Annotated in this window: 11 protein-coding genes; all 11 read right to left on the reverse strand. The window is 65.7% G+C overall.

Going from position 1 to position 13118, the window contains the following annotated elements:
- Nucleotides 1–5: 5 nt before the first annotated feature.
- The 11 genes from B0G57_RS02530 to B0G57_RS02580 all read right to left on the reverse strand — a co-directional run bounded on the left by B0G57_RS02530 (nucleotide 6) and on the right by B0G57_RS02580 (nucleotide 12858).
- On the reverse strand, nucleotides 6–1667 hold the full coding sequence (locus tag B0G57_RS02530) for an ATP-binding response regulator (protein ID WP_018439016.1): 1662 nt from the start codon (nucleotides 1665–1667) through the stop codon (nucleotides 6–8).
- Entirely contained in the window at nucleotides 1664–2134 is a 471-nt protein-coding gene (locus B0G57_RS02535) for a response regulator (protein WP_018439017.1), read from the reverse strand. The genes B0G57_RS02530 and B0G57_RS02535 overlap by 4 nt, the downstream gene beginning before the upstream one ends.
- 38 nt (nucleotides 2135–2172) lie before the next feature.
- Nucleotides 2173–3771 carry a sensor histidine kinase gene (locus B0G57_RS02540; RefSeq protein ID WP_018439018.1) on the reverse strand — a complete coding sequence of 533 codons (1599 nt, stop codon included), beginning with the start codon at nucleotides 3769–3771 and terminating at the stop codon, nucleotides 2173–2175.
- Nucleotides 3772–3890: 119 nt separating this feature from the next.
- Nucleotides 3891–5015, reverse strand: a complete 1125-nt coding sequence (locus B0G57_RS02545) for a Gfo/Idh/MocA family protein (RefSeq protein WP_020566002.1) — start codon at nucleotides 5013–5015, stop codon at nucleotides 3891–3893.
- 51 nt (nucleotides 5016–5066) lie between these two features.
- Entirely contained in the window at nucleotides 5067–6116 is a 1050-nt protein-coding gene (locus B0G57_RS02550) for a sugar phosphate isomerase/epimerase family protein (protein ID WP_102606754.1), read from the reverse strand.
- A 92-nt stretch (nucleotides 6117–6208) separates the two neighbouring features.
- Complete coding sequence (locus B0G57_RS02555) at nucleotides 6209–7189, reverse strand: substrate-binding domain-containing protein (protein WP_018439021.1); 981 nt, start codon at nucleotides 7187–7189, stop codon at nucleotides 6209–6211.
- Nucleotides 7190–7304: 115 nt separating this feature from the next.
- Nucleotides 7305–8327 (reverse strand): ABC transporter permease, encoded by a 1023-nt coding sequence (locus B0G57_RS02560; RefSeq protein WP_018439022.1) that lies wholly within the window; start codon nucleotides 8325–8327, stop codon nucleotides 7305–7307.
- Nucleotides 8308–9918: a sugar ABC transporter ATP-binding protein gene (locus B0G57_RS02565; RefSeq protein ID WP_083925490.1), complete on the reverse strand. Its 1611-nt coding sequence runs from the start codon at nucleotides 9916–9918 to the stop codon at nucleotides 8308–8310. The genes B0G57_RS02560 and B0G57_RS02565 overlap by 20 nt, the downstream gene beginning before the upstream one ends.
- 12 nt (nucleotides 9919–9930) lie before the next feature.
- Nucleotides 9931–10974, reverse strand: a complete 1044-nt coding sequence (locus B0G57_RS02570; protein ID WP_018439024.1) for a LacI family DNA-binding transcriptional regulator — start codon at nucleotides 10972–10974, stop codon at nucleotides 9931–9933.
- Between the two features lie 169 nt (nucleotides 10975–11143).
- Nucleotides 11144–11905, reverse strand: a complete 762-nt coding sequence (locus B0G57_RS02575) for an ABC transporter permease (protein ID WP_018439025.1) — start codon at nucleotides 11903–11905, stop codon at nucleotides 11144–11146.
- A complete protein-coding gene (locus B0G57_RS02580) occupies nucleotides 11902–12858 on the reverse strand; it encodes an ABC transporter ATP-binding protein (protein WP_018439026.1) in 957 nt (318 codons plus the stop codon). Before B0G57_RS02580 ends, B0G57_RS02575 begins: the two co-directional genes overlap by 4 nt.
- Nucleotides 12859–13118: the final 260 nt, after the last annotated feature.

Consider the following 13118-nt stretch of genomic DNA (forward strand, 5'->3'; position numbering starts at 1 on the left):
GCCGCTCATCGTTCGGCAGCGTCGGCACCCGCATCCGTCATCGTCCGCCCCGCGAGGGCCGCGATGACGACGACGAGCTCGAGGGGATCGATCGGCTTCGACACATGCGCTTGGAAACCCGCGAGTAGCGCGCGGCGCCGGTCTTCGGCACGCGCGAACGCGGTCAGGGCAGCCGCCGGCGTCTTGCGTCCGCGCGGCGCCTCGAACGTCCGCAAGCGGCGGATGAACTCATAGCCGTCGACCCCGGGCAGGCCGATATCGCTGACGATGACGTCGGGCGGCACGGCCGTACAGGCTTCGAGCGCCTCGAGCGCCGCGTCGAACACAGCTGTCTTCGCGCCGCGCTCCTCAAGCACGCTGCGCACCAGCTCGCGTGCATCGGGCTCATCCTCGACGATCGCGATACGCAGGCCGGCGAGCTCGGGCGGCGTGACGCCGGCCAACGGCTCGTCGGACGAGCGCACGAGCGCGGCGGCCTCGGTAGCCGGCAGCTTGACGATGAAAGTCGCACCGAGCCCCGCGCCGGCGCTCCTGGCCTCGATGCAGCCGCCGTGAAGATCCACGAGTTGCCGGGCGATCGCGAGACCGAGCCCCAGGCCGCCGTGCTGACGCGCGATGCTGCCGTCTTCCTGACGAAACCGCTCGAAGACGTGCGGAAGGAACTCGGGCGTGATGCCCTGCCCGTTGTCCGCGACGATCAGCTCGACTTCGCCGGCCGCGCGGCGCACTGTCACCTCCACGGTGCCGCCCTTGCCCGTGAACTTGACGGCGTTCGACATCAGGTTCCAGACGATCTGCTGCAGCCGCGCCGGATCGGCGAAGACCACACCGCCCGGCTCCAGCGCGGAGACGATGCGGATATCCTTCGCCTCGGCGGCCGGTCCGACCGAGCGGATCACATATTCCACGATATCGACGAGATCGACGCGCTCCGCGTCGAGCCTGAACTTGCCTGCGAGAATGCGCGAAAAGTCGAGCAGTTCGTCGACCATGCGCGCCTGAGCGCGCGCGTTGCGATCGATGATGTCGAGCCCCTTGCGGATCGACTCGGAAGCGCTTGGATCGCGCAGCAGGAATTGGGTCCAGCCGACGATCGCATTGAGCGGCGTGCGCAACTCGTGCGAAAGCATCGCGACGAACTCGTCCTTCATCTTCGAAGCGCGCTCGGCCTCCGCGCGTGCCGCCCGCTCCGCGGTCAGCAGCCCTTCGCGCTCTTCGGCGAGCGCCCGAAAGTGCGCTTCGCGCTCGCGCGCGCGCATCGCCTCGGCCAGTTCTCGCTCGACGCGCCGCTCGCGCAGCACACGCTCGATCGCTTCGGGCAGATAGTCGAGGTAGCCTTCGCTCTTCGGAACCACATCCGCGACGCCCGAGCGCATCGCCTCGACGACGCGCGCCTCGTCGGCAAAGCCCGTGCAAAGAATCGCCGGCAACGCGAGCCCGCTTGCGCGCAGCGCGCGCAGGAAGTCGAGACCTGTCTCCGCGCCGCCGAGCGCATAGTCGACGACGAGCACGTCCGGCATGCCGTACGGCGTGTCGCCCTCCGTCGCCGCCCGGGCCTCGGCCGTGTTCGCCGCGATGCTGACGCGATAGCCGGCTCGCGCCAGCGAACGCGATGCGAGCCGCAGCAGGCCCACATCGTCGTCGACGACGAGCGCATGCGGATTCATTGTCCGCCCGCTCCCGTCGGCAGTTTGACGACTTGCAGGAAGAAGCCGAGCCGGCGCACGGCCTCGATGAAGGCGTCGTACTCGACGGGCTTCGTCACGTAGACGTTGCAGCCGAGTTCGTAACAGCGCTCGATTTCGCGCGGGTCGTCCGTCGTCGTCAGCACGATGACGGGCAGCGAAGCCGTGCGCTTGTCCGCCTTCAGACGCCGCAGCACTTCGAGGCCGTCGATCCGGGGCATCTTCAGGTCGAGCAGGATGACGGATGCCGGCGGCGGCTCGAGCACGAACCGCGCATCGTCCCCGAAGAAATAATCGAGCGCCTGCTGACCGTCCGCGAGCCGTATGAAGCCGTTCGTCAGCCCCGCCCGGCGCAAGTTGCGTTCGATCAGCGTCGCGTGGCCGTCGTCGTCCTCGATGAGGATGATGCTGACGGTCTGCCCCCCCGCCGGTCCCAGTCCTGTATGCATTGTTCGTTCCTCTCAACTTTCTCGGATCTGCCGATGCGCTATGCGGCGACTTGCTCCGTCGCCTCCGGAAGCGTCAAATAAAAGGTCGTCCCCTCGCCCTCCTTCGATTCGGCCCAGACGCGGCCCCCATGCCGCTCGACCATGCGGCGCACGAGCGCGAGCCCGATGCCCTCGCCGGCCGCCACGTTGCCGTGAAGCCGCTGAAAAGCGTTGAAAAGGCGCGGCATCGCGACGGCCGGAATGCCGAGCCCGTTGTCCCTCACAAAGAAAATACGCAGCGATTGAACGCCCGGCGGCGCGGGCAGCACGCCGATCTCGACGCGCCCCGGGCGTCCCGGATCGAGATAGTTGACGGCATTGCCGATCAGATTCGCGAAGATTTGCTCGAGCGCGGTCGGATCGCCCCAGACGGGCGGCAGCCCGTCGACGACGATCTCGACGTTGCGAGCGCGTATCGAGGCCTGCATCGCGTCGAGCACGCGCTGCACGACCGTACCGATGTCCACCTCCTGGCGGCGATACTCGACGCGCCCGACACGCGACAGACGCAGCAGCGAATCGATGATGTGCGCCGCGCGCAGCACGGCGCTTTGCAAGTAGCGCAATGCCTCGCCGATGTCCTCCTCGATGACGCGCTCGACGCGCTCGCGCTCGCGCGGCTCGAGCGACGATCCGCTCACGGCCTCGCGCAGCTCGTTACAGGCATGCGTGAGCTCCTTCGAGAAGCCTTGCAGGTTGACGAGCGGTGCGCGCAGATCGTGCGAGACGCTATAGATGAACATCTCATTTTCCTGCGTCTGCTGATGCAGCGTCTCGTTCGTGCGCGCGAGTTCGTCGGCGCGGCGCTCGAGGTCGCTGCGAAAGCGCGTTTGCAAGCGCTCCGATTCCCGCAGGCGCCGGCTCGTGTCGTGCAGAATCGAGTCGAGCTGCGCGATCTCGTCATGACCGGGCACCGGCGGCGCGAGCGGCTCATTGTCGCCAAGCCGCGCCGCGTTTTCGGAAAGGCGCGCGAGTCGGCCCTGCAGGCCGCGCGTGAACAGGAAAACCGCCAATGCGGTCAAGAACAATGAGCCGACGACCGCCGCGGCCGTGAGCCGCTGTTCGTGGAGCAGCGCCGCGGCCGCCGCGTCCGATCGCATCGTATCGATGCGCAGCTCCTCGGCGCCGAAGTCGGCCACCTGCTGGCGGAAGCGGTCGATCACGTCGGCGTCCGCCTGAGCGCGAAAGCGCTCGAATACGTCGTCCGTGCGGCCCGTGCGCATCAGATCCTGGACGCGGTCCGACCATTGCCGATAAGACTGCACCGTCTGGCGGATCTGCGCCGCGCGCTCGACTTGCGCGGGATTGTCGGCGACGAGATCGACCAGTCTGTCGATGTTGCGATCGACGTCGACCCATAGCGTGACCGGCGTCGACGCATCGCGATCGTTTCTGAGCACGGCGCCGCGCATGCGTACCGTTTCGATCAGCACGGGCTCGAGAATCGCGCTTGTTTGACGCAGCACATCCTTGCTATGGAGCGCCCATTGCTCCGCCTGCTCCGCGTTGGCCTGCGCCTTGACGAGCCCTGAGAGCAGCACGAGTTCGAATACCGTCGGAATCGCAATAAGCAACAGCCCTTTGGTTGTCAGTCTCATGCTCGGTAGTGCTATCGATTTCGGAGCCCGGCGCCAAAGCGCGCGGCAGTCCGAGCATTATGTCGGCGTTTGACCCGAATGACAAAGCGCGCGAGCTCGGAGGACGCTTGCACAGGCAATCATCGAAGGTCGCGCCATCGTCCATCGGCGGCGCTGCTCGCCAGCACGGCCTCGATGAAGCGCAGGCCGGCGACACCATCGTCGACCGTCGCCAACAACCGGCTTTCCGCAGGCGGCGGCCGGCCAGCGTCCATCGCTTCGATTTGCAACGCCGCGTCGAGATAGAGCTGCGCGAATGCTTCCGCATAGCCTTGCGGATGTCCCGCCGGCACACGCGTGGCATGCAAGGCGTCCACGCTGTCGATGCGGCCGCGCGTGAGCCGCTGGGCGGCCCCGCCTCGCATGGTGAGCCAGAGCTCGTTCGGCATTTCCTGGTCGAACGCGAGGCTGGCCTCCGTGCCATAGACGCGCAGGCGCAGCGCGTTTTCGGCGCCGCTCGCGACCTGGCTCGCCCATAGCATGCCGCGCGCACCGTTCGGGTAGCGCAGCAGCGCCTGCACGTGATCGTCGAGTTGACGCCCTTGCACGAACGTGTGCAACTCGGCCGATACGGCGTTCGGCATCATGCCCGACACGAACGATGCAAGATGGTAGGCGTGCGTGCCGATGTCGCCGAGGCAGCCGGCCGGGCCCGCCCGCCGCGGGTCGGTGCGCCACGCGGCCTGACGGTTCGCGCCGGCCGCCTCGACAGGCTCGGCGAGCCAGTCCTGCGCGTACTCCACATGCACGATGCGAATCTCGCCGAGTGCCCCATCCTCGACGAGCGTGCGCGCGTGGCGAACGAGCGGATAGCCCGAGTAGACATGCGTGAGCGCGAAGAGCTTGCGTTTTTCGCGCGCGAGCTTCGCGAGCGCCTCACCCTCTTCGAGCGACACGGCAAGCGGCTTGTCGCAGATGACGTGGATGCCGACCTCGAGAAACGCCGTCGCGACAGGCGCATGCAGGTGATTGGGCGTGACGATCGCGACGGCGTCGATGCCGTCCTCACGCATCGCTTCGGCGCGCGCCATCTCCCGCCAGTCGGCATATGCACGGTCGATGCCGATGCCGAGTTCGAGCGCGCTCTCACGCGCCCGTTGCGGATCCGACGACAACGCGCCCGCCACCAGTTCGAACCGGTCGTCGACGCGTGCAGCCAGACGATGCACCGCGCCGATGAACGCGCCTTGTCCGCCACCTACCATTCCGAGCCTCAGTTTCCGCTCCATGCTGTCTCATCTCCGGGAAGAGAAGCCTCAAATGCCGAGAATGCGCCTCATCTGCTCGGGCTCGGCACCGCTGCCCGCGAAATCGTCGAACGCGCGATCGGCGACGCGGATGATGTGCCGCCGGATGAACTCGGCGCCTTCGCGCGCGCCGTCTTCCGGATGTTTCAGCGCGCACTCCCATTCGAGCACGGCCCAGCCCGGATAGTCGTATTGCGCCATCTTCGAGAAGATCGCGCCGAAGTCGATCTGTCCGTCGCCGAGCGAGCGAAAACGCCCCGCTCGCTCGATCCAGTCGCTGTAACCGCCGTAGACGCCTTGCCGCCCGTCGGGGCGGAACTCGGCATCCTTGACGTGAAACGCGCGGATGCGCTCGTGATACGTGTCGATGAATGCAAGGTAGTCGAGCTGCTGCAGCACGAAGTGGCTCGGGTCGAAAAGAATGTTCGCGCGAGGATGGTTGCCGACCACATCGAGAAAGCGCTCGAACGTCACGCCGTCGTGCAGATCTTCGCCGGGGTGCAGTTCGTAGCAGACGTCGACGCCCGCCTCGTCGAACGCATCCAGGATCGGCGTCCAGCGGCGCCCGAGCTCCGCGAAAGCCGCTTCGACGAGGCCCCGCGGCCGCTGCGGCCACGGGTAGAAATAAGGCCACGCGAGCGCGCCCGAGAACGTGACGTGCGTATCGAGCCCGAGGCGCCGCGAGGCGCGCGCCGCCAGCTTCAATTGCTCGATCGCCCACGCGGTGCGCGCCTCGGGGTTGCCGCGCACCGGCGGAGCCGCAAAGCCGTCGAAGAGCGCGTCATACGCGGGATGCACCGCCACGAGCTGCCCTTGCAGATGCGTCGAAATCTCGGTAATCGCGACGCCCGCATCCTCGGTCGTTCGCCGAAGCTCGTCGCAATATGCGTCGCTCGACGCCGCGCGCTCGAGATCGACAAGGCGTGGATCGGCCGGCACCTGGATGCCCTCGAAGCCGAGTCCCGCGGCCCATGCGGCGAGATTCGCAAGGCTGTCGAAAGGCGCTTCGTCACCGACGAACTGCGCGAGGAAGATCGCCGGCCCCTTGATCGTTTTCATCGCGAGCGCTCCTTTGAAAGGTGAGAACGGGAGCGCGCAAGCGCCGGTGCGCCGACGGCACGCGCCCTTCCCTGGTTTGGAAACGTCGGCAATCAGAACGGCGAGTCCGGGAAATAAAATTCCTTCGCGTTGTCCTTCGTGATCAGCACGGACGGAATGATCGTCGTGGCCGGCAGCCGTTCGCCCTTGAGCCGCGCTTCGGCCGTCAGCTTGATCGCGTCATAGATGAACTTAGGCGAGTACGACACGTCGGCCTTGATGAGCGGCGCGCCGTCCATCACGTTTTTCACCATCCCCTTCGAACCCGCGCCGCCGAACACGATCTTGATGTCCGATCGCTTGGCCTGATCGATCGCCTTCAAAACCCCCACGGCCATGTCGTCATCGGCCGCCCAGATCGCGTCGATGTGAGGGAACCGCGTCAGATAGTCCTGCGTGACCTTGAATGCATCGTCGCGATTCCAGTTCGCGTATTTCGCATCGAGAATGTGAATGCCCGGATAGTTCTTCATTACGCCCGTAAACGCCGTCCATCGCTCGTTATCGAGCGTGGTGGGGATGCCGCGCAACGCAACGATGTCACCCTTTCCATCGAGTTCCTTCGCGAGATACTGGGCCGGAATCTTCCCGAACGCCGTGTTGTCGCCCGCGACATACGCATCCTGAGCACTCGTGTCCGTGAGTCCGCGGTCGACGACCGTCACATAGACGCCCTTCTTCTTCACCTGTGCGACGGGCTGCGTGAGCGACGCCGATTCATAGGGGAAAATCACGAGCGCGTTGATCTTGTTGACCGTGACGAGGTCTTGCAGCTGATTCGCCTGTTCGGGCGCGTTCGCCGCCGTCTTCACGATGATCTTCAGATCGGGATGCGCCTTTTCCAGATCCGTTTTGGCCTTGTTCGCCCACCAGACGATGCCGCCCGTAAAGCCGTGATCGGCAGTTGGAATCGCGACGCCGAGGGTCACCTTCTCGTCGGCGCGCGCCGCCCCGGCGCCGAGCGCCGCGGCCACCACGGAAAGCGCCAGCATGCCGGCGCCGGTGCTGCGAATCGCTCCTATAACCTGCTTCATGGTCTTGTCTCCTGATTGCGAGGGCGCGAATGTTCGCCCGTTGTCGTGAAGCCGCTTTTCATCGATTGCCAGTGCCGATCGCCGCTTACCGCCAATTACCGCCAATTCCCGCCTTTCACCGCCGCCCGCGCTGCAAGCACGCGACGACGATGATGACGATGCCCTGCACCGCCGCGTTCAGATACACGCTGATGATGCTCGTCAAGTTGAGGATATTGGCGATCACCGAAAGGAGGACCGCGCCGACGACCGTGCCGAGCACGCGGCCTTCGCCGCCCTTGAGCGCCGTGCCTCCCACCACCACTGATGCAATCGCCTCGAGCTCCCACAACAAGCCCGTGGTCGGAGTGGCCGAGCCAAGACGCGGCACGTAGAGCACTGTGGCCACCCCCACGCAGACGCCGAGCAGTGCGTAAGTGACGATCTTCACCGTATCGACGCGAATGGCCGCGTAGCGCGCGACCTGTTCGTTCGACCCGATCGCCTGCACGTGGCGGCCGAACGCGGTCCGCTGGAGAATCAGCGCGCCCCCCGCGGCGACGGCAAGGAAGACCCAGACCGGCACGGGCACGCCGAGCAAGCTCGCGTAATAGACCGGACCGTAGAGATCGGCGAGCGAGTTGTCGAGCGTCAGCGCGCCGCCATCGGCCAGCCATGTGAGCACCGCGCGGAAAATGCCGAGCGTGCCGAGCGTCACGATGAAGGGCTCGATCCGCCCTTTCGTGATGAGCAGTCCATGCGCGCAGCCGAACGCCGCGCCGAGCACCAGCGCAAGGAATATGCCGACGAGCACGATCGCGAGCGGCGGCAACAGGTGGCCGAGCGCGCCCGTGGCGAGCCCGTTCATCGTCCAGATCATCGTGCCCGCGATCAGCGCGGCCATCGAGCCCACGGACAGGTCGATGCCGCCCGAGATGATGACGAAGGTCATGCCCACCGCGATGATGCCGATGAACGACGTGCGCGTGAGCACGTTCATCAGGTTGTCGACCGTGGCGAAATCGCGGTTGAGCAGCGTGCCGAGCACGCAGAGCGCGAGCAGTCCCGCGACCGGGCCAAGGCCGGCGGCGTACCGTGCGAAGCGCCATGCGCGGCCCGTCTCGCCCGCTTTCCCCGCTTCACTGCGTACCGGTTGCATGAGCGATCAACTCCTTTTCGGTCAGATGCTCCATGCCGAGCGTCGCCATGAGCCGCCCTGCGCGCATGACCGCAACGCGATGGCAGAGCCCGATGAGCTCGATCAGCTCGGACGAGATCACGATCACGGCTCGCCCTTCGGCGGCAAGCCGGTGAATCAGGAAGTAGATGTCGCGTTTCGCGCCGACATCGACGCCTCGCGTCGGCTCGTCCAGCACGATCACGCGCGGATCGGGATGCAGGAACTTGGCGAGCGCGAGCTTCTGCTGATTGCCGCCCGAGAGCATGCGCGCGCGGCTCGCCAGATCGCCCGTGCGAATCCCGAATTCGCGCACGGACTTTTCGAGCGCCGCGCGGCAAGCCTTCACGTCGATGAGCGGACGCGCATAGCGTTCGAGCGTCATCAGCGTGAGGTTGTCCTCCAGGCTCAGATCGACGTGCAATCCCTTGCCTTTGCGATCTTCGCTGAGGTAGGTAAGACCGTGGCGCATCGCGTCGCGGGGGCTTTTCAGCGTCACGGGCTTGCCCTCGATCTCGATCGTGCCGGCCGTACGGCGCCGCAGCCCCACGATGGCCTCGAACGCCTCGGTGCGGCCCGCGCCGACGAGCCCTGCGAAGCCAAGCACTTCGCCCGCTCGGACCTCGAAGCCGAGCCCGCCGTCGGCTTGCACCCAGCCCGGCACGACGAGCCCCTCCACCTTTAATGCGACGCGCGCATCGGCCCGGGGCGGCGCCTTCTCCGGAAACATGTCGAGGACGTCGCGCCCCACCATCAGGTTCGCCATCTGCCGACGCGAAACGTCCGCGGTCGCGCTTTGGGCAACGAAGCGGCCGTCGCGCATGACGATCACCTCGTCGGTCACGCGTTCGACCTCGTCGAGCTTGTGCGAGATGTAGACGATCGTCACGCCGTCGGCCTTGAGCTTCGCCATCAGCGCGAAAAGGCGCTCGGTTTCGGAAGGTGTCAACGTGGCCGTCGGCTCGTCCATGATGAGCAGGCGCGCGCGCCGCGAGAGCGCCTTGGCGATCTCGACGAGCTGCTTTTCCGCGACGATCAGATCGCGCACCTTTGTATCCGGATCGCGCGCGAGGCCGACCTCGGCGAGGTACTGCCGCGCTTCGGCGCGCATCGCCGCTTCGTCGAGCAGCCACCCGCGCGCGCCGCTTCGGCGCTTTTCGTGACCGAGGTACATGTTCTGCACGATCGACAGATGCTCGGCGAGATTGAACTCCTGGTGGATCAGGACGATGCCCGCGGCTTCCGCCTCGCGCGAGCCGGAGAAGTGGCACGGCTCGCCGTTCACCCTCACTTCGCCCGCTGTCGCGGCTTCGTATCCGGCCAGGATCTTCATCAGCGTCGATTTACCCGCGCCGTTTTCGCCGAGCAGACCATGGACGCGCCGCGGCGCAAGCTCGAAGCTCACGCCGCGCAGCACCTGCACTGGGCCGAAGTCTTTGACTACGTTTTCGAATCGGACAGAGACGGCTTCACGTCCCCGCAGAGGATTTCCTCCGGGCGCCGGTTCAGCCCCAAGTGAGGCAGGCGCCCCGTCCGGGGGCAGCGAAGGATCGTGAGCGCGGGGGCTGTTCATGTCGTCCATCGCTCAGGCACTCCGCCGTACGACGAGTCGATGCGGCAACAGCACGCCGGGCACCGCCTTGCCCGCATTCGCGAGGCGCGTCAGCAGCAGCCGCGCCGCCGTCTCGCCGAGCTCGCGCATCGGTTGCGCCACAGTCGTGAGCGGCGGGTCGATCTGTGCGGCGAGGGAGATATCGTCGAAGCCGACGATGGCGACGTCGTCGGGCACCCGCTTGCCGCAAGCGCGCAGTCCCGCGATGACGCCGATCGCGAGCGTGTCCGATACGGCGAAGATGGCATCGGGCGGCTCGCTCGATTGCATCAGCGCGCAGGCCGCGCGCGCGCCGGCGTCGTATTCGAGCCCGCCGACTTCGGCTTGCAAGCGGGCATTGGGCGCGATGCCGGCCTCGACGAGTGCATCGAGATAGCCCTGCTCACGCTGGCGAGCGTAAAGGTACGTCGTGTCCGAATTGATCAGCGCAACGCGCCGGCGCCCTCTCGCGATCAGATGTCGTACGGCGTCGCCGGCCGCGCGACGGTTGTCGATGCCGACGTAAGGCACGCCGATTTCGGGATCGAACTCGCAGCAGGAGATCCACGGCAGCGCGCCCGATTCCTCGGCGAACGCGCGTTGCGCCGTGGCCGGATCGAGGCAGATGGCGCCGTCGGCACGGCGGCGGCGCAGCAGATCGAAGTAATTGCGTTCACGACCCGGATCGGCGCCGGTATCGCAGAGCAATGTGAAGTAATCGTGCTGACGGGCGACACTATCGATGCCGCGAACGATCTCGGCATAAAACGGGTTGCCGAAGTCCGGCACCATCGTCAGCAGCAGACGGCTCTCGGCCGTCCGCAGATTGCGCGCCAGCTCGTTCACACGATAGCCGCTTGCGGCAATGGCCGCCAGCACGCGTTCGCGCGTAGCCGGCCGCACGTTGGCGTGTCCGTTCAGCACCCGCGAGACCGTCGCGACCGACACATCGGCCCGCGCGGCCACGTCGCCGATCGAGACGTCGGCCGCTGCGTCGTCCACCACCGCTCCGTTTTCGGGTCGTTGCTTGCGGGCCATCGGCGCGTCTCCGGATGTAATCGATTACATCTAGCCGCTACATTCTTGATGCATGACGACTCGAATGGCAAGCGCCGCGAGATAGGGACTAATACGGAGAGGTGGGCGCCGATGTTCCGGCATCGACCGCCCAGGCGATCGGCCGGTGAATCGACTCACGTACGGTCGATCAGGTCTTCAGCCGATACCCGGTCTTGAAGATCCACGCGACGATGGCCGTGAAGATCAGCAGAAACAATGCGGTCATGGCGAGACTGACGCCGACGTGGACGTCGGCCACGTCGTAAAAGCTCCAGCGAAAGCCGCTGATCAAATAGACGACGGGATTGGCGAGCGCGACCGTGCGCCAGACGGGCGGCAGCACGCCGATCGAATAGAAGCTGCCGCCGAGAAACGTGAGCGGCGTCACGATCAAGAGCGGGATCACCTGAAGCTTCTCGAACCCGTCGGCCCAGATGCCGATGATGAAGCCGAAGAGGCTGAACGTCACCGACGTGAGGACGAGAAAGAGCAGCATCCAGGCCGGATGCGCGATGCGGAGCGGCACGAAGAGCGCCGCCGTGGCCATGATGATGAGCCCCAGCATGATCGATTTCGTCGCGGCGGCCCCGACGAAGCTCACGATCAGCTCCAGATACGAGACCGGCGCCGAAAGCAGTTCATAGACGGTGCCCGTGAACTTCGGGAAGTAGATCCCGAACGAGGCATTCGTGATGCTCTGCGTGAGCAGTGAAAGCATGACGAGCCCCGGGACGATGAAGGCGCCGTAGCTGATGCCGTCGATCTCGCGGATGCGCGAGCCGATCGCCGCGCCGAAAACGACGAAGTAGAGCGAGGTCGAGATTACGGGCGAAATGATGCTTTGCATCAGCGTACGCCACGTGCGTGCCATTTCGAAGAGGTAGATCGCGCGGATCGCGTAGATATTCATTGAGTTTCCTGCTCCGTTCGCGCAGCCGCCTTGTCCCTGACGAGGTCGACGAAGATATCTTCGAGCGAGCTTTGCGTCGTCTGCAGGTCTTTGAAGCGAATCCGCGCGTCCTCCAGATCCTTCAGCAGCCTGACGATGCCCGCGCGCTCGGAGCGCGTGTCGTCGTACGTGTAAGTCAGCGACGAACCGTCGGCCGAGAGCTCGAGCGCGTAGCCGGCGAGCGGCGCGGGCACGGCCGCAAGCGGTGCATCGAGCTGCAGCGTGAGCTGCTTTTTGCCGAGCTTGCGCAGCAGCTGCGTCTTTTCCTCGACAAGAATGATCTCGCCACGGTTGATGACGCCGATGCGATCGGCCATCTCCTCGGCTTCGTCGATATAGTGCGTCGTGAGAATGATGGTCACGCCGCTTGCCTTCAGCGTGCGCACGAGCTCCCACATGTCGCGGCGCAGCTCTACGTCGACGCCCGCCGTCGGCTCGTCGAGAAAGAGCAGCGACGGCTCGTGCGCGAGCGCTTTCGCGATCAGGACGCGCCGCTTCATGCCGCCCGAAAGCGTGATGATCCGGCTGTCCTTCTTGTCCCAGAGCGAGAGCGCGCGCAGCACCTTCTCGATGTGCGCGGGGTTGGCAGGCTTGCCGAAGAGCCCCCGGCTGAACGAGACCGTCGCCCAGACGGTTTCGAACGCGTTCGTCGTCAGCTCCTGCGGCACGAGGCCGATCATCGCGCGGGCGCGCCGAAAATCCCGGACGTTGTCGTGGCCGTCGACGACCACGCTCCCGCTCGTGGCATTGACGATCCCGCAGACGATGCCGATCAATGTGGTCTTGCCCGCGCCGTTCGGGCCGAGCAGCGCGAAGATCTCCCCGCGACGCACTTCGAGGTTCACGTCCTTCAGCGCCGTGAAGCCCGTCGCATAGGTCTTCGAGAGGTGAGTGATGGTCAGAATGGGTTGCATGGACAGCGACGATAGCAGAAGCGCGCTAAAACTGCCGCCTCCTTCGCTCACGCGTCCATCCGTCCGTCGTCGAGACGGCCGCCACGCAACCGCCGGCGAGACCACTCGCAAACGGCGGACAAAAAAAAGACGCCACCGAAGTGGCGTCGTAAAGAAGTTCTAGCCATTCCGAGGGCCGTGCTAGAACCTGAGAGACGGTATTTCGGACCACCGCACTTCGCCTTGACGAGGCGTCGCTCCGAAATGTGATTGCATTTTTT

Origin of the sequence: Trinickia symbiotica, from assembly GCF_002934455.1 — a bacterium.
Taxonomy (GTDB): Bacteria; Pseudomonadota; Gammaproteobacteria; order Burkholderiales; family Burkholderiaceae; genus Trinickia; species Trinickia symbiotica.

Coding starts and splice junctions, on each gene's coding strand:
- B0G57_RS02555 (WP_018439021.1), bottom strand. CDS start 7,189: ATGAAGCAGGTTATAGGAGCGATTCGCAGCACCGGCGCCGGCATGCTG.
- B0G57_RS02535 (WP_018439017.1), bottom strand. CDS start 2,134: ATGCATACAGGACTGGGACCGGCGGGGGGGCAGACCGTCAGCATCATC.
- B0G57_RS02580 (WP_018439026.1), bottom strand. CDS start 12,858: ATGCAACCCATTCTGACCATCACTCACCTCTCGAAGACCTATGCGACG.
- B0G57_RS02550 (WP_102606754.1), bottom strand. CDS start 6,116: ATGAAAACGATCAAGGGGCCGGCGATCTTCCTCGCGCAGTTCGTCGGT.
- B0G57_RS02560 (WP_018439022.1), bottom strand. CDS start 8,327: ATGCAACCGGTACGCAGTGAAGCGGGGAAAGCGGGCGAGACGGGCCGC.
- B0G57_RS02540 (WP_018439018.1), bottom strand. CDS start 3,771: ATGAGACTGACAACCAAAGGGCTGTTGCTTATTGCGATTCCGACGGTA.
- B0G57_RS02575 (WP_018439025.1), bottom strand. CDS start 11,905: ATGAATATCTACGCGATCCGCGCGATCTACCTCTTCGAAATGGCACGC.
- B0G57_RS02565 (WP_083925490.1), bottom strand. CDS start 9,918: ATGAACAGCCCCCGCGCTCACGATCCTTCGCTGCCCCCGGACGGGGCG.
- B0G57_RS02570 (WP_018439024.1), bottom strand. CDS start 10,974: ATGGCCCGCAAGCAACGACCCGAAAACGGAGCGGTGGTGGACGACGCA.
- B0G57_RS02530 (WP_018439016.1), bottom strand. CDS start 1,667: ATGAATCCGCATGCGCTCGTCGTCGACGACGATGTGGGCCTGCTGCGG.
- B0G57_RS02545 (WP_020566002.1), bottom strand. CDS start 5,015: ATGGTAGGTGGCGGACAAGGCGCGTTCATCGGCGCGGTGCATCGTCTG.